Source organism: Streptomyces sp. SID5469 (assembly GCF_009862865.1).
Classification (GTDB): Bacteria; Actinomycetota; Actinomycetes; order Streptomycetales; family Streptomycetaceae; genus Streptomyces; species Streptomyces avermitilis.
This window is the reverse complement of sequence record NZ_WWIN01000001.1, coordinates 6679332-6694598: the sequence shown is the minus strand read 5'-3', so window position 1 is coordinate 6694598 and position 15267 is coordinate 6679332. Positions and strand designations below refer to the sequence as shown.

Genomic DNA, 15267 nt, shown 5'->3' with positions numbered 1-15267 from the left:
CCTGACGCCCTGCCCCGGAGCGCCAGACGGCCGGCTCAGTCAGCTCTCGTCCTCAGCCTCCTCGGACGCCTGGGACCTCCTCTGGTCCCGGCGGTCACGAAGGAAGCGGATGACCTCGGCTCCGAGCGCGAGGGCTGCGGCGGCTGCACCAAGAGCCGCGTTAAGGGTGTGCACTGCTTGGTCCCTTTCCCCGGGACCTTGGGCCAACAGGCGTGCCAAGATCCCGGCACGTCTGTACATGCCTGGGTTCCTTGGTCACGCCCGCCCGACTGGGTTCCTCCGACTCTCGGAAGGAACCGGTCAGTCCTTTCGTCTGACGAGCAGTGGTGAGCTTCCGGCGCTACGCCCCCTCCTGGAAGCCCTACGAACAGGACCTACCCGAGCCTGAACATCAACAATCTCTGGAGCGAAGACCTCCTGACGGCCGTCAGCCCCTGACCGGTCACCCGTCACCACACGCACGTGAGGGGGTGAGCCGGCCATGGCCCGCACCTTCTCCGAAGCAGACGAAGCGACTCTGCGTCAGCTCCACGCTGACGGCGTCAGCCGCAACGCCATCGCCCGTCAGATGGGCTTCGCCGTCGGCACCATCACGAACCACGCGCGGCGCCTCGGGCTCTCCTTCGACAGGGAGGCCGTCAGGGCCGCCACGGACGCCCGTCAGGTCGATCTGAAGGACCAGCGTCAGCAGGCCCAGCAGCGCCTGATGGACTTCTTCAACCACCAGCTCGACCGTGCCGAGAGCCGGTACCTGGTGACGGGCTGGACCCACACCGGGGCGCCCGTTGCCGAGTGGCTCCAGGAGCCTCCGGCCCGGGAGACCAAGGACCTGACGTCCGCAGCGACCCAGGCCCTGGACCGCGCCCTGAAGCTCGCCCAGTTCGACGCGGAGCACGACGACAAGAACCTCTCGGCCATGGACCGCTTCCTCGGAGCGATGCTGAGCGAGCGTCCCGAGCAGGACGAGTAGGCCGTGGACCTCCAGCCGCTGACCGCAAAGCAGCGCCTGGGTGTTCAGATCAGCCGTCAGCACCAGATCACGATCTACGAGGGATCGGTTCGCTCCGCGAAGACCATCACGTCCCTGATCGACTGGCTGGACTTCGTACGCAACGGGCCGCCCGGCAACCTGCTGATGGCGGGGAAGACCACCAGGACCCTTCGCCAGAACTGCATCGACGAACTCGTAAGCATTCTCGGCACCCAGCTCTGCTCGTACAACGAGGGCAAGGGCGTCCTGACGCTCCTGGGCCGCCGCATCATCATCGCGAGCGGCAACGACGAGAGCAGCAAGGACAAGATCCGGGGTCTCTCCCTGGTCGGTGCGTACGTGGACGAGCTGTCCACCATGCCGGAGAGCTTCTTCTCGATGCTCACCTCCCGCATGTCGGACGCGAACCCGCGCCTGATCGGGACGAGCAACCCGGACAGCGCCAACCACTGGCTGAAGAAGAAGTACCTCGACAAGGCCCGGGTGCACCTGACGAGGACCGGTGAGGTCCGGACGCCCGGCAACGACCTGGACCTGGCCCGGCTGACGTTCGTCATCGACGACAACCCCACCCTGACGCCGACGTACGTGCAGCAGCGCAAGGCGGAGTACGCGGCCACGCCGCTGCTGTACAAGCGGCTGATCCTCGGTGAGTGGTGCATAGCCGAGGGCGCGGTGTACGAGGTCTTCGACGACCAACGTCACGTGGTCGACATCGTCCCGGAGATCGTGCAGTGGCTCGGGGTCGGACTCGACTACGGAACGAGCAACGCCACGGCCGCCCTCTTGGTGGGCATCGGCTCCGACGGGTGCGTCTACGTCACGAACGAGTGGCGTCATGACGGCCACACCGAGGAGCAGCTCAGCGACGGGCAGATCTCCCAGCGCCTCCGGACCTGGATGCGCACCCTCACCGTCCCCGGTAGCAGGGACAAGGGGATCGAGCCGCCCCGGCTGATCGTTGACCCGTCGGCCGCCTCCCTCCGGAAGCAGCTCCAGCTAGACGGCCTGGGCTCGATGCGGGCCCACAACAAGGTCCTGTCGGGCATCCGGATCGTGGCCAACCTGCTGGCCGCCGACAAGCTCCGCATCCATCGCGGCTGCACTCACCTGCTGGACGAGATGGCCTCGTACGTCTGGGACCCCAAGGCGTCCCTCCTCGGCGAGGACAAGCCCCTCAAGCAGGACGACCACAGCGTGGATGCCCTCCGCTACGCGATCAAGACGACTCAGCACATCTGGCGTCCCCACGTCGAACTCAACTTCGAGGAGGTGGCGTGATGGGCACCGCATGGCCTCCTCCGGAACTCGCCGATGTCTTCGCCCAACAGGACATCTGGAGCGCCTGGTATGCCGGGACCCCCGAGGGCCTGACGGACGCGTACCTCAACGCCCCGAACGACAGGCCCGCCGCGCGCCGGAAGGGCCTCCTGGCCCGTCTGGGGCGGTGGTTCTGGGGTCAGCCCACCCCGATGGGTGAGCGGCCCTCCAAGCTCCATGTGCCGCTCGCGGGGGCAATCGCCGCCGTCAGCGCCAACCTGCTCTTCGGGGCACCGCTGAACCTCACCGTGGACGACGCGGCCACCCAGGAGCGCCTGGACCAGCTCGCCGACGACACGACGTACGCCGTCCTGCGGGAGGCCGCCGAGATGTCGGCCGCCCTCGGCGGGGTGTACCTCCGTGTGGTCTGGGACCAGAGCATCCAGGACAAGCCCTGGCTGGTCGCGGCCTCCCCCGACATCGCTGTCCCCGAGTGGAAGTGGGGCCGGCTGAGCGCTGTCACGTTCTGGAACGTGATCCGCGAGGACGCAAACACCGTTGTCCGGCAGCTCGAACGGCACGAGCCGGGCTGGATCAGGCACTCCGTGTGGATCGGCTCGGCGAACGAGCTGGGTGTCCAGATGGCCCTGACGGACTTCCCGGAGACGGCTGGTCTCGCGGACCTGGTGATCGACGGCGACGGCATCCCGACCGGGACGCCGAAGCTCACGGCGCAGTACATCCCGAACCTGAAGCCGAACAAGCTCTGGCGTCACCTCCCCGCAGCCGCGAACCTCGGCCGCTCGGACTTCTCCGGTGTCGAAGCGCTTATGGACGCTCTGGACGAGGCGTACAGCGACTGGATGCGCGACCTGCGTACGGGCAAAGCCCGACTCCTGGTCGGGACAGAGGTCCTGGAGAACCTCGGCAAGGGCCAGGGTGCTCACTTCGACATCGACCGTGAGCTGTTCGCCCCGCTGAACCTGGAGCCCGGCGAGGACAAGGGCTCGGTCATCGAGCAGGTCCAGTTCAACATCCGCACCGAGGAGCACCGCGCCCTCTGTGCCGACCTGGCCGAACGAATCATCCTCGGTGCCGGGTACAGCCTTCAGACCTTCGGCGTGACGAGCGAGGGCAGCGGCAACCCGACGGCGACCGAGATCGCTGCTCGGGAGCGTCAGTCCCTCACGACCCGGGCGAACAAGACCAGTTACTGGCGTCCCGCCCTAGCCCACCTCTTCGGCGTGCTGCTGGAGATCGACCGGACCGTCTTCCGGTCCCAGGTCGTCCCCCAGATCCCCGACGTGGAGTTCCCCGACGTCGTCACGCCCGACCCGGGCGAGACCGCCCGTCAGCTCAACGACCTGAACACCGCCGGGGCCATCTCCACGTACGAGAAGGTCCGTCGCCTCAACCCCGACTGGCGGGATGAGCAGGTCCTCGAAGAGGTCGCGCGCATCAAGGCCGACCAGGCCGAGGCCAAGCCCCAGCCGACCCACCCCGCGAGGGCTCAGGAGCCCGCTGGACAGCCCGAGAAGAGCCCCGAGGGCTCACAGGTCAACGAAGACGTCAGCGAGCCGCTGGTGGCCCGCTGAGCCCGCATGGGCACCCCCACCCGACAAGGGAGAGCACGACCATGGCGACACCCGCAGAGCCCGGCACGGGCGCGGAGAACCCCGGCATTCCCCCGGAGGGCACCACGCCTCCCGAGGGCACGGCCCAGCCCGAGTCCGTCAAGGACGACAAGGGCAGCAAGAGCGGCGAGACGAACTGGCAGGCCGAGGCCGAGAAGTGGAAGGCCCAGGCCCGCAAGCACGAGGACCGCTCGAAGAGCACGACCACCGAACTCCAGCGACAGTCCGCCCTGCTGGCCCAGTTGGCCGAGAAGGCGGGCATCAAGCTCGACGACGGCAAGCCGGACGCCGAGAAGCTCACACAGCAGCTCACCGCCACGCAGGGCAAGGCCCGACAGAGCGCGGTGGAGCTGGCGGTGTACCGAGCCGCCACCAAGCACAGCGCGGACGCGGACGCCCTGCTCGACAGCCGGGGCTTCCTGAAGCAGGTCGATGACCTGGACCCGGACGCCGACGACTTCGCCACGAAGGTCGGCGACGCGATCAAGGCAGCTGTCGAGTCGAACCCGAAGCTCAAGACCGCCCCCGCCCCTCCCGCCCGTAGCGGGACGGAGATGTCCGGGCGCGGCGAAGGAGCCCGCAAGCCCACCAACCTCGCCGACGCCGTGGCAGCACGGATGCGCGGCAACTGATCAAAGGAAGAACCCATGCCCGTCACCCTGAGCGAGGCGAAGAACAACGCCACGGACGCCGTAGACGTCCAGGTCATCGACGAGTTCCGGAAGGAGAGCGCCGTCCTGGACGCGCTCACCTTCGACGACGTCGTGAACCCTGCCGGTGGCGGCGCAACCCTGACCTACGGCTACCGCCGTCTGGTCACCCAGCCCACCGCGGCCTTCCGTGCGCTCAACACCGAGTACGCCCCGAGCAACGTCCAGACGCAGCGCTACAGCGTCGACCTGGCCGTCCTCGGTGGCAGCTTCGAGGTTGACCGCGTCATCGCCAAGGTCGGCCCGGCCGCGTCCGGCGCCGTGGCGCTGAACATGGCCCAGAAGATCAAGGCGACCAAGACCCGCTTCCAGGACGCCGTCATCAACGGCGACGTGGACGGCGGCGAGGACGCCGACGCGGAGAACGGCTTCGACGGCCTGGACAAGGCGCTCCGGGGCTCCGACACGGAGTTCCGCGCGACCCAGACCACCAACTGGTCGGACTTCGACACCAACCCGGCCTCGGCCCAGGTGGCCCTGGACACGCTGGACGAGTGGCTCTCCCTGCTGGACGGCGCTCCGACCATGGTCCTCGGCAACAAGACCGCCCTGGCCCGTGTGCGTGCGCTCGCCCGGCGTGCGGGTCAGTACGTCCAGAGCCCGGTGGACGGTCTCCTCGGCCCCGGCGGCCGGCCCATCGTGCGCGAGCAGTACGGCAACATCGTGTTCGTCGACCCCGGCGAGAAGCCCGGCACCTCGGCCCCGATCATCCCGATCGAGACCCGGGACCCGGACAGCTCGACCTGGACCCTGGAGGTCACCGGGTCCCCGACGGGCGGCACCTACACGGTGAGCGTCACCGTCGGCGGCAGCACCCAGACCACCTCGGGCATCGCGTACAACGCCAACGCCTCCACCGTGCAGAGCGCAATCACCGGCCTCTCCAACGTGGGCACCGGCAACGCGACCGTCTCCGGCACGACCGTGAAGACCCTCACCTTCACCGGTGACCTCGCGGACCTGTCGGTCGGCGTGACCGCCTCGGGCGCTTCCCTGACCGGTGGCACCTCTCCGGCCGTCGCGGTGGCCCAGACGGGCAACAGCGCCGTCTCGGGGCTCACCGACCTGTACGCGGTCCGCATGGGCCTGGACGGCTTCCACGGCGTCACCACGGTCGGTGGCCAGATCGTCTCCACCTACCTCCCGGACTTCACCACCGCCGGCGCCGTGAAGAAGGGCGAGGTCGAGATGGGCCCGATCGCCGTGGTCCTCAAGGCCACCAAGGCGGCGGCCGTCTTCCGCAACATCAAGGTCCAGTAGCGGCGTCAGCCGCCTCCAAGGAGGACAACCATGGCGCGTACTGCGCTGACCCCGCAGCGGTTCGCCACCACCGGCCTGACCGCGACCTACGTGACGCCGGACGTGGCGGGGGTCTCCCTCCGCTCCAGCGGCAAGCAGGTGCTCCACGTCAAGAACGCCTCGGGGGCCTCGATCACCGTGACGCTCAAGATCGGTCGCACCGTGCAGGGCCAGGCCGTCACCGCCCCCACCGCCACGGTGGCCGCCAGTGCCGAGAGGTTCTTCGGCCCCTTCCCGGACGACTACGAGCAGCCGGACGGCACGGACACCGTGTTCGTCGACTTCAGCGCCGTGGCCTCCGTGACGGTCGCCTGCCTGTCGCTCTGACGTCAGGAAGGAGGCCGCCATGGCGTACGCCACGGTGGAGGAGTTCACCGACTACCTCGATCCGGATCCGGTCCCGGCCAACGCCTCCCGGCTCCTGGACCGAGCGTCCACCAAGCTCGACAGGCTCCTCACCGGAGCCGTGTACGAGACAAACGCAGACGGCCTCCCCACGGACCCCGCCCTCGCGGCAGTGTTCCGGGAGGCCGTCTGCATCCAAGCGCAGTACATCGGCGCCCTTGGAGACGAGACGGGGGCCAACGCCAACGTGGCCTCCATGACCTTGGGGAACCAGAGCATCGTCCGGGCCCTAGGAGGCCGTGACGGCAAGGGGACGACCCCCCGGGTCTCCCAGGACCTGCTGGACCTGCTCCAGGTGAAGGGGCTCCTGCCCGTCTTCCCGCGCGTCTGGGGGTGAGCCATGCTGCTCCTCCCCACTGACGACGTGACGATCCTGACCCGGCCCGAAGCCACGAGGGACCGCCAGAACAACCGGGTCGTCGACTGGTCCGACGCGGAGCGGACGACCTACCGAGCCCGCGTGCAGTTCCTCAGCTCCACCGAGACCGAGCAGCAGGGCGATCAGGTCATCACCGACCTGGAGGTCTTCCTCCCGCCCGAGGCCGTCGTCACAGCTGTCGACCAGGCCGAGGTGGACGGCGTCACGTACAGGGTTCACGGCAAGCCCCAGGTCCAGCGCGGAGCCGGGCCCATCGCCCAGCTCGACCACATGCGGATCGTCCTGCGAGAGGTCACCGGCTGATGGGCGCCTTCCAGCCCAACAAGGTCGCGATCGAGGCGTTGGGCTTCGAGGACTTCGTCCAGCAGGACCTGCACGAGCGAGCCGGCCGCGTGGTGGACGTCGCTCAAGCGACTGCCCCCGTGGACTCCGGTCGCTTCCGGGACTCGATTCACGCCGAGGACGGCTCCGACGGAGAGATCCTCGTGGTCTCCGACCTGGAGTACTCGGTGTACGTCGAACTCGGCACCCGGGAGCAGGCCCCGCACAACACGATCGCCACCGCACTCGATGCCGCAAGGGATTGATCCATGGCCACCTTCAAGCTCACCTTCCCGTACAAGGGCCGATGGCCCGGTGACGTGGTCGAGGTCCGCGACGACGAGGTCAGGGATCTCGTCCAGAGCGGCATCGGCCACCTGGAGGGCGCTGAGCCTGTGCTCCGGCTCGGGCGGCTCCCCGAGGTCGTCCAACCCCCCGAAGCCCCGCACGAGGCCACTGAGGCCCCGCCGGAGCCCGTCAAGCGCCGGGGCAAGACCTCGGCCGACTAGCAGGACCAGGAGGCCGCGGTGACCGTTCCCCTGACCTCTCTGGTCTTCCCGGACACGGAGCAGATGGTCGTGAACCACCTGCTCGAAGTGCTCGGGTACGAAGCCTCCACCGTGCGGCCGGACGGAGGCGCCTTCACCGAGGCGCTCCCCTTCATCTGGGTCAACCGCATCGGGGGCGTACGCGTCACCAGGACTTCCCAGGGCCGGAGCCTCCACGACGAGGCCCGGATCTCCCTGGACGTCTACGCAACTGAGGGCGCCAACACGTCCAGCCGGGTGGCCGCCACTGACGCGGTCGCCCAAGTCCGTGCCGCCTTCGAGCAGATGCACGGCACCTCCCGGGACGGCGGCTTCGTGCTGCGCACCTGGGAGGAGACGGGCCCTGCGGTTCGCCCCGAGGAGCCCAACACCAACGTCACGCGGATCGGCCTGATCGTCGGCCTCCGCGTTCGCCCTGTCTGACCCGCGACGCCATGGGCCATCCCGGCCTGTCAGGCATCCCCGCCTCGAACGGAACTGGCCATGCCCGTCTTCGTGATGGCGACAACCACAGGAGAAGAATCCATGTCTGCTGACAACACGCAGGTGAGGGTTGGCGTCACGGGCGCGGTCTACGTGGCCCCGGTCGGCACCACCGCACCCACCGAGCCGTACACCCCCTGGGGTGCGAACTGGATCGACCTCGGCTACTGCACCGAGGACGGCCTGACGGAATCCCTCAACGAGGACCGCCAGGAGTTCAAGGGCTGGGGCAGGAAGCGCCCCCTCCGGACCCAGATCACCAACCGGACCAACACCTTCAAGATCGTCACGCAGGAGACGAAGGCCCACACGGTCTCGCTCTTCTACGGCGTGGACATCGCCGACATGACCTCGTCCGGCACTGGCGACACCCAGTTCATCAGTTGGAACGAGCCGGAGAACCCGGAGCCGCTGTACTACGCACTCGGCATGGACGTGATCGACGGCGACTACCCGAAGCGGATCACCGTCGCCCGTGCCGAGGTCACCGCGAAGGGCGACATCGTCTACAAGGCGGACCAGACCGTCAGCTACGACCTGACGTTCACCGCCCTGGAGGCTGCGTCCGGCGTCAGCGCCATCAACTACATGCTCGGGAAGGTCCCGCTCCCGGCCTGACCCCTTCTGGACGCGCAGTGAATCACGGCCTCTGCCGTGAAGTCCCCATGCGTCCACCTCAATCCACTGGCCGGGGAGTCCTTCGCGGGTCTGCTCCTCGGCCAGTGCTTCCCCTGACCCGCGCAGACCCGCGAGAGCACGAGGAGTGCCGACATGACTCAGCCCAACCGCAAGCGCATCAAGCTGGAGACCCTGCGCGCCCAGCGTCTGGAGGCCACCGGCACCAAGGAGCTGGAAGTGATCGTGGAGGACGAGAAGTTCGTCTTCCCCCTGTTCAACTGGCTCCCGATCGCGACGTACAAGAAGATCCAGTCGCTCCCCGACAAGAACGACCTGATCGCGCAGACGGAGATCCTGCTCGGCAAGGAGAAGACCGAGCGGCTCTTCGAGCTGGGGCTCACCACCGGTGACCTGCTCGACATCTTCGACGCGCTCCAGGCCGACGCCGGTGTGAGCACGGGGGAATCGACCAGCTCCTCCGACTGATCGAGGAGCACCCCTCCGACCTGCGAGCGGACATCGCCCGGTACTTCCCCGGGCGGTCCCTCAACGAGTTCCACCGCAATGAGTCCGGCACCGGGACCATGTCCTGGCTGGAGCTGTGGGAGTTCGTGCTCGCCCTCCCGTACGACTCCATGACCAAGTCCGCCATGGCTGGCGACCATGGGCGCCGCCGCTGGACCGAATCGGACTACATGCTGCGGGAGCTGCTCGCCGTGGCGCAGTTCCAAGCCCGCATCGCCTGGGCCGGACACCACATCGAGGGCAAGGTCCCCGACCTCCCTCTGTGGGAAGAGCCGGACCGCCGCTCCCCCGAGCAGATCGAGGCGGACCGGGAGCTTGCCGTGGCACGGGCCGAACGGGCCCGCAAGTACCACGAGGCCACCAAGCCCGGCTCTCAGGACACCGAGTACGCAAAGAAGCTGGCGGCTGCCCTCGCGGAGCACCAACGGGTGGCTGCCGAAGAAACAGCGGCTTCCTGACGGTGAAGGCCAGGCCCCGCCCGACAACTGAATCGGAGGGGCGATGACCACCACCGTCGGCCGTGTCGAAGTGAGCATCGTCCCCGAAACCTCGGGCTTCGCCGCTCAGGCCGATGCCGCACTGACGCCCGCCATGGAGCGCCTGGGCCAGAAGCTGGGACGCACCCTGTCCCGGTCGATGACCCAGGCGCTCGACTTCTCGGGCATCGACAACGCTCTCCGTCGCTCACTGGACACGGCCGAGGCGTCTGCCGCCTCCAAGGGCCACCAGATCGGCAAGCGGTACGGCCAGGCCATGAAGGCCGGGCTCTCCACCGAGCTGCGCGGCCTCCAGGGGACGCTGGACGTCACCATCCGCCCCGTCATCGACCGGGGCGCCTACCGGGCCGTACAGGCCGATCTGAACTACCTGACGCGGCCCCGCACGGTCTCCATCAACGCCGACGCGGACACCCGTGTGGCGGCCGACGATCTCGCGCTCCTCACCCGGGCGCGAACGCAAACCGTCACGGTCAACCTCCGGACGGACGAGGCACGGAGCAATCTGCTCGACTTCCGCCGGGCTGCCGACGACGCCTCTGGAGCCGCTTCACGGGCCACCGAGTCCCTCAGCTCGGCCAGTGGGGCCGGGGGCCTCATGGGGGCCCTGAAGGGCGTGGGCGTGGCCGCCGCCCTGTCCGCGCTCCCCGCTCTCGGTGCCCTGGTTCCGATGATGGCCGGGGCGGGGCTCGCCGCAGGCACCCTCAAGCTCGGGTTCGCCGGGGTCGGCGACGCGCTGGAGCAGGCGGGCAAGGACCAGAAGAAGTACGAGGAGGCCCTCAAGAAGCTCAGCCCCGCGCAGCGCGCCTTCACCAAGGCCGTCGTGGGACTGAAGAAGGAGTTCGCGCCGATCGGGCGCGAGGTCCAGAAGGCCATGCTTCCCGGCTTCACCCGGGCGGTGAAGGATGCCGGGCCGGTGGTCAAGATCCTCGGCAAGCACATGACCGAGATGGGCGAGGCCTTCGGAGATGCTGCCGAGGGCGTCGGCCGGATGCTGAAGGACTCCGGTTTCCAGGACGACTTGCAGGCCAACCTGAAGCTCGGCTCGCAGTTCGTCCGCGAGATGACATCCTCGCTCGGCCCCTTCACCCGCAGTCTGCTCGACTTCGGCGCCGCTAGCGGTCCGACCCTGCGTGCGTTCAGCGACGGCATCGGCGGCCTGCTGAGCAAGGGACTGCCCAGCATGTTCAGCGGCTTGAGGGCCGGGATCCCCGGTGCGGCGAAGATGCTGGACGGCCTGTTCTCTGCGATCGACGACGTGCTCGGCGGCCTCGGCCGGCTGTCCGGCGAGGTGGCCCGCGACCTCGGCCCCGTCTTCGGTGAACAGTTCGCACTGTCCGGGTCGATCGTCACGGGTGCGATGGACGCCATACGCGGCGCGATGGTGCTGCTGCGGCCCGTCTTCAAGGACATCACCTTCGGACTCAAGTCGGTCCGCGACATCGCTGCGATTATCGGCCCAACCCTGCGGGACACGGGCCTTGCGATCTTCAGCGCGTTCGCACCGGTCGGTGATTCCGTCAACGGGGCGGTCGGCCCGTTGCAGCGCCTGAACCAGGCCATCGCCGCGAACAAGATCGGCATCCTCGAAGGCGCCCGCCAGTTCGGCAACGCCGTGATCGACATGACGAGCGCGGCAATCACCGCAGCACCGACGATCATCCATGCGTTCACGCTCGTCTCGGGCGGCATCCTGAGCGCGCTGAGCGGGGTAGCGCACGGTGCCGCGTTGGCGTTCGGATGGGTGCCGGGCATCGGCGGGAAGCTGAAGGCCGCCGACAAGGCGTTCGGAGATTTCAAGGACTCCTACATCGAGGGCCTGACCACCGCGGAGTCCAAGGCCAGCCACTTCGCTGCGTCGACCGCTCCGAAGCTGGCTGCGGGCAAGCTGAAGCTGAACATCAACAACTGGTCGGATCAGCTCGCCGAGGCGAAGCGGAAGCTGGCCACGGTGCCACCGTCGAAGCAGTCCGCGCTGAAGGCGACCATCAAGGACCTGGAAGCCAAGATCCGCTCTGCCCGGGGCCAGCTCGACAGCCTGGACGGCAAGACGGCGACGACCTACGTCAAGACCGTCTACGAGAAGGTCGAGGCACAGAACGCGCCCAAGTTCCGTGCGCGTGGAGGGCCGATCAAGCTGGCGGCCGGTGGGAATCCCAGCGGCCTAGTGCGCGGTCCGGGCACTGGTACGTCCGACTCGATTCCGGCGATGCTCTCCAACGGCGAGTACGTGATCCGCGCGAAGAGCGTCGCCAAGTACGGCATGGCGTTCCTGAACGCGGTCAACCAGGGGTCCCTTGGCATCAGCCGACTGGCATCCGGCGGTCTCGCGGGCTCGGAGGTCGCCAACGGCCTCGCGAGCGGCATGACGAACGGCATGTCGAAGGTCAACGACGCTGCCCGGGTCATGGCGGCTGCCGTTGAAGCAGGCGTCCGTACCGAACTCCAGATCGCCAGCCCCTCGAAGAAAATGCAGGCGCTGGCGAAGGAGATCGGTGCTGGCCTGATCAAGGGACTCACCGGGTCCCGGGATCAGATCAAGTCGACGTCGGCGTCCCTGGCCAAGTCGATCTGGGCAACCTTCAGCGGGTCCACGGACAACCGCCTCGTGGCGACGCTCAACCAGCAGACCAAGAAGCTGCTGGACCTCGCTGCCAAGCGGGACAAGGTGGCGTCGTCCCTCGCGGCGGGCCAGCAGATGGCCAAGGACCAGAAGGCCGCAGGGCTGTCTTTCGCGTCGATGACCTCCCTGCCGAACGGCGGGAACACCTTCGACGCCGGAGGCATCCTCTCGGGCCTGAAGGTTCGCCTGGGCCAGCTCAAGACCTTCTCGGGCAACGTCGCCAAGCTCGCCAAGATGGGCCTGTCCAAGGACCTGATCGGTCAGATCATCGCGGCTGGCCCGGATGGCGGAGCGGCCTACGCCGCTGCTCTGGTGAAGGCGACTCCGGATCAGCTCAAGGCGCTGAACAGCGCCCAGTCCCAGATCGCCAAGGTCAGCTCGTCGTACGGCAACTCCGCAGCGGACATCATGTACGACGCGGGCAGCCAGGCGGGCAAGGGCTTCCTGACCGGGCTCAAGGCCCAGCAGAAGGCCATCGAAAACTCGATGTCCGACCTGGCCAAGAAGATCCAGGCGGCCATCAAGAAGGCCCTGAAGATCAAGTCCCCGTCCAGGGTCATGGCCGAGATCGGCGAGCACGTCGGCCAGGGCCTGGTCATGGGCATGGACGCGACTCACGCGGCCATCGTCTCCAGCTCGAACCGGATGGCCACGGCCGTCCAGCGCGGCGTGGCAACTGAGCCGGCACAGCGAGCCGAGCAGGGCAGGACGGTCATCTTCAACGCCCACACGACGGACAAGCCGACCCGGCAGACCGTCATGGACGCCCTTCGAGACAGCCACGCGCTGTACAGCCCGCTCGTCGCCTGATCAGATCCCGGAGGGGCACGCATGCCGATCTTCGTACGCCCCTCCGGGATCGTTCTCCCGGGCGGCATCAACCCGCCACCGGTACAGCCGTTGGAGGTGCCCAGCCTCTCCTGGACGGACGCCAGGGGGCGCACGACGCTCCTGTCCGACTGGGAGAGCGGCTGGGTCCTCCAGCCCGGTATCCGGGGCCTGGACTTGCCCGGGTACGACTTCTACACCGACGCCTCGCCGGGCATCGACGGCAACGCCCTGCGAGGGCTTCGAGCCCAGGCCCGAGAGGTCTTCCTCCCACTGGCCTTCTTCGACGTCGACCGCTCCGGCTTCATGGCCCGCAAGCGGTCCTTTTTCCGTACCCTCAATCCCTCCCTGGGGCTGGGCACGCTGACCCTGACCGAGTCGGACGGCTCCTTCCGCAGCATCGAGGCGTACTACGTCTCCGGCGCGGAAGGCGACTTCGGGCAGGACACCTCCGGTCTCCACTGGCAGACCGTCGGCCTGACCTTCTCCTGCCCCAGCCCGTACTGGCTCGGGGCGGCCGTCCACCAGGAGTACGCGGCCGGGGCCACCGGGAGCTTCTTTCCGGTCCTGCCGGTGAAGGTCCGGGACTCCCAGGTCCTCGGCAACACCACGATCGACAACCCGGGGGACGCCACGAGCTTCCCGGTCTGGACGATCCACGGCCCAGCCACGTCAGCGGTCATCACGAACAACACAACGGGCCTGAACTTCTCTGTGACGGCCTCTCTCGGCTCCTCGGACGTCCTGGTCGTCGACACCCGTGAACGCGTCCAGACGGCCGTCCTGAACTCCAGCCAGAACTGGTGGCCCAACCTAGCCACCGACTCAGACCTGTGGGGCCTGGAGCCCGGCGAGAACGACGTCTCGCTGACCCTCGTCGGTACGGACAGCAACACCACGGTCCAGCTCGACTACCAGCCGCGCTTCCTGACCGCGTAGGGGGTGGAGATGGCCTTCGACCAGCCCCGTGTCACCGTCCAAGTCCGGGACGACAGCCTGGACATCGTCGGGGTGGTCGACGACTTCACCGCGCTGACCATCACGCCGCGCTTCAACGCGGTCGGGGCGTACGTCCTGAACATCGCCGCGGATTCCCCCAAGGCCCATCTGCTCGTCCCGGGCAACGGCCTGGTGATCCGTCGCGGTGCCGACGTGCTGATGTCCGGCCCCATCCGGGAGCCGAACTGGACCCGCTCCGACAACGACGGCGGCAGCGGCACCCTGACGGTCAACGGGGTCGACGACATGACCCTCCTGGCCGGGGCGACCTGCTGGCCCAACCCGACGGCTGCTCCGGGCTCCCAGACGGACTCGGTGTACAAGATCTCGGGGGTCGTGGCCGAGACGGCCATGCGGGCCCTGGTGAACCTGAACATCGGGCCGGGAGCCCAGGCGGCCCGGAAGATCTCGAACCTGACGCTGGCCGCTGACGGCGCCCACGGGGCGAGCATCACCAAGCAGGTCAACCAGTTCGACAACTTGCTGACGGCCCTCCAGGACATCGCCAAGACGGCGGGCCTGGGCTTCCGGATCGTCCAGGTCGGCAGCAACCTCCAGTTCCAGGTCTATGAGCCGGCGGACCTCTCGGCCTCCGCCAAGTTCTCCTTCGGCCTGGGCAACCTAACGGACGCCTCGTACTCCGTGACCGCCCCGACCTGCACCAAGGCCGTCGTGGTGGCGGGAGGCGGCAGCAGCCCCCGCGTGGTCTCCGTGACGACCCGGGCGGACGCGGCCTTCCCCGGCCCGTGGATCGAGCAGTTCGTCGACCTGACGAGCGTCGACACCGCATCCGTGGACCTCACGGCCCAGATGAACCAGGCCGCCAACGAGGCCCTGACCTCCGGCGCGGCCCAGGGCAACTTGACCATGACGCCCATAGACACCCCGCGCCTCCAGTTCGGGCGCGACTACACGGTGGGCGACCAGGTCTCGTGCCAGGTCAAGGGCGACTTCTTCGCCGACGTGGTCCGCGAGGTCAGCATCAGCTTCGACGCGCAGGGCGGATACCTCGCTAAGGCCGTCATCGGCTCCTCGGACTCCACGAACAACCAGGACGTCCTGGCCCGGCAGTTCCAGTACATCGCCCGCATCTTCAACAAGCTCCGGCGCCTGGAAACCAGGAAGCCCTCATGACCTGGAGGTCTCG

General features: G+C 68.1%; 17 protein-coding genes. All 17 read left to right on the top strand.

Translation table 11 applies throughout. The features are described 5' to 3' along the window. Positions 1–481 precede the first annotated feature (481 nt). The 17 genes from GTY58_RS28850 to GTY58_RS28765 all read left to right on the top strand — a co-directional run bounded on the left by GTY58_RS28850 (position 482) and on the right by GTY58_RS28765 (position 15254). Complete coding sequence (locus GTY58_RS28850; protein WP_010986924.1) at positions 482–970, top strand: helix-turn-helix domain containing protein; 489 nt, start codon at positions 482–484, stop codon at positions 968–970. A gap of 3 nt (positions 971–973) precedes the next feature. Further along, on the top strand, positions 974–2272 hold the full coding sequence (locus GTY58_RS28845; protein WP_010986923.1) for a PBSX family phage terminase large subunit: 1299 nt from the start codon (positions 974–976) through the stop codon (positions 2270–2272). Then, positions 2272–3846 (top strand): phage portal protein, encoded by a 1575-nt coding sequence (locus GTY58_RS28840; protein ID WP_048894245.1) that lies wholly within the window; start codon positions 2272–2274, stop codon positions 3844–3846. The genes GTY58_RS28845 and GTY58_RS28840 overlap by 1 nt, the downstream gene beginning before the upstream one ends. Positions 3847–3887: 41 nt before the next feature. Beyond that, the gene (locus GTY58_RS28835) at positions 3888–4517 is read left to right on the top strand and encodes a hypothetical protein (RefSeq protein WP_010986921.1); all 630 of its coding nucleotides are present in this window, start codon (positions 3888–3890) and stop codon (positions 4515–4517) included. Between the two features lie 15 nt (positions 4518–4532). After that, positions 4533–5855, top strand: a complete 1323-nt coding sequence (locus GTY58_RS40945) for a major capsid protein (protein ID WP_010986920.1) — start codon at positions 4533–4535, stop codon at positions 5853–5855. Positions 5856–5885: 30 nt separating this feature from the next. Further along, positions 5886–6221, top strand: coding sequence for a hypothetical protein (locus GTY58_RS28820; RefSeq protein ID WP_010986919.1), 336 nt, complete (start codon positions 5886–5888; stop codon positions 6219–6221). 19 nt (positions 6222–6240) lie between these two features. Next, positions 6241–6636, top strand: a complete 396-nt coding sequence (locus tag GTY58_RS28815; protein WP_010986918.1) for a hypothetical protein — start codon at positions 6241–6243, stop codon at positions 6634–6636. 27 nt (positions 6637–6663) lie between these two features. After that, positions 6664–6981: a hypothetical protein gene (locus GTY58_RS28810; protein ID WP_137865178.1), complete on the top strand. Its 318-nt coding sequence runs from the start codon at positions 6664–6666 to the stop codon at positions 6979–6981. Further along, entirely contained in the window at positions 6981–7265 is a 285-nt protein-coding gene (locus GTY58_RS28805) for an HK97 gp10 family phage protein (protein ID WP_010986916.1), read from the top strand. The genes GTY58_RS28810 and GTY58_RS28805 overlap by 1 nt, the downstream gene beginning before the upstream one ends. Before the next feature lie 3 nt (positions 7266–7268). Beyond that, positions 7269–7508 carry a hypothetical protein gene (locus GTY58_RS28800; protein ID WP_010986915.1) on the top strand — a complete coding sequence of 80 codons (240 nt, stop codon included), beginning with the start codon at positions 7269–7271 and terminating at the stop codon, positions 7506–7508. An 18-nt stretch (positions 7509–7526) separates the two neighbouring features. Then, positions 7527–7970 carry a hypothetical protein gene (locus GTY58_RS28795; RefSeq protein ID WP_010986914.1) on the top strand — a complete coding sequence of 148 codons (444 nt, stop codon included), beginning with the start codon at positions 7527–7529 and terminating at the stop codon, positions 7968–7970. 102 nt (positions 7971–8072) lie between these two features. Continuing rightward, the gene (locus GTY58_RS28790) at positions 8073–8648 is read left to right on the top strand and encodes a hypothetical protein (protein ID WP_037645377.1); all 576 of its coding nucleotides are present in this window, start codon (positions 8073–8075) and stop codon (positions 8646–8648) included. A 153-nt stretch (positions 8649–8801) separates the two neighbouring features. After that, a complete protein-coding gene (locus GTY58_RS28785; protein ID WP_010986912.1) occupies positions 8802–9134 on the top strand; it encodes a hypothetical protein in 333 nt (110 codons plus the stop codon). A gap of 98 nt (positions 9135–9232) precedes the next feature. After that, the gene (locus GTY58_RS28780) at positions 9233–9631 is read left to right on the top strand and encodes a hypothetical protein (RefSeq protein WP_010986911.1); all 399 of its coding nucleotides are present in this window, start codon (positions 9233–9235) and stop codon (positions 9629–9631) included. Between the two features lie 43 nt (positions 9632–9674). After that, the gene (locus GTY58_RS28775) at positions 9675–13103 is read left to right on the top strand and encodes a hypothetical protein (protein WP_010986910.1); all 3429 of its coding nucleotides are present in this window, start codon (positions 9675–9677) and stop codon (positions 13101–13103) included. A 21-nt stretch (positions 13104–13124) separates the two neighbouring features. Continuing rightward, positions 13125–14060: a phage tail domain-containing protein gene (locus GTY58_RS28770; RefSeq protein WP_010986909.1), complete on the top strand. Its 936-nt coding sequence runs from the start codon at positions 13125–13127 to the stop codon at positions 14058–14060. 9 nt (positions 14061–14069) lie between these two features. Beyond that, positions 14070–15254 carry a siphovirus ReqiPepy6 Gp37-like family protein gene (locus GTY58_RS28765; protein ID WP_037645375.1) on the top strand — a complete coding sequence of 395 codons (1185 nt, stop codon included), beginning with the start codon at positions 14070–14072 and terminating at the stop codon, positions 15252–15254. Positions 15255–15267 lie beyond the last annotated feature (13 nt).

Excerpts from the sequence above, each read along its gene's own strand:
- GTY58_RS28850 (WP_010986924.1), top strand. The coding sequence starts at position 482 with ATGGCCCGCACCTTCTCCGAAGCAGACGAAGCGACTCTGCGTCAGCTC.
- GTY58_RS28840 (WP_048894245.1), top strand. The coding sequence starts at position 2,272 with ATGGGCACCGCATGGCCTCCTCCGGAACTCGCCGATGTCTTCGCCCAA.
- GTY58_RS28835 (WP_010986921.1), top strand. The coding sequence starts at position 3,888 with ATGGCGACACCCGCAGAGCCCGGCACGGGCGCGGAGAACCCCGGCATT.
- GTY58_RS40945 (WP_010986920.1), top strand. The coding sequence starts at position 4,533 with ATGCCCGTCACCCTGAGCGAGGCGAAGAACAACGCCACGGACGCCGTA.
- GTY58_RS28820 (WP_010986919.1), top strand. The coding sequence starts at position 5,886 with ATGGCGCGTACTGCGCTGACCCCGCAGCGGTTCGCCACCACCGGCCTG.
- GTY58_RS28815 (WP_010986918.1), top strand. The coding sequence starts at position 6,241 with ATGGCGTACGCCACGGTGGAGGAGTTCACCGACTACCTCGATCCGGAT.
- GTY58_RS28805 (WP_010986916.1), top strand. The coding sequence starts at position 6,981 with ATGGGCGCCTTCCAGCCCAACAAGGTCGCGATCGAGGCGTTGGGCTTC.
- GTY58_RS28800 (WP_010986915.1), top strand. The coding sequence starts at position 7,269 with ATGGCCACCTTCAAGCTCACCTTCCCGTACAAGGGCCGATGGCCCGGT.
- GTY58_RS28790 (WP_037645377.1), top strand. The coding sequence starts at position 8,073 with ATGTCTGCTGACAACACGCAGGTGAGGGTTGGCGTCACGGGCGCGGTC.
- GTY58_RS28785 (WP_010986912.1), top strand. The coding sequence starts at position 8,802 with ATGACTCAGCCCAACCGCAAGCGCATCAAGCTGGAGACCCTGCGCGCC.
- GTY58_RS28780 (WP_010986911.1), top strand. The coding sequence starts at position 9,233 with ATGTCCTGGCTGGAGCTGTGGGAGTTCGTGCTCGCCCTCCCGTACGAC.
- GTY58_RS28775 (WP_010986910.1), top strand. The coding sequence starts at position 9,675 with ATGACCACCACCGTCGGCCGTGTCGAAGTGAGCATCGTCCCCGAAACC.
- GTY58_RS28770 (WP_010986909.1), top strand. The coding sequence starts at position 13,125 with ATGCCGATCTTCGTACGCCCCTCCGGGATCGTTCTCCCGGGCGGCATC.
- GTY58_RS28765 (WP_037645375.1), top strand. The coding sequence starts at position 14,070 with ATGGCCTTCGACCAGCCCCGTGTCACCGTCCAAGTCCGGGACGACAGC.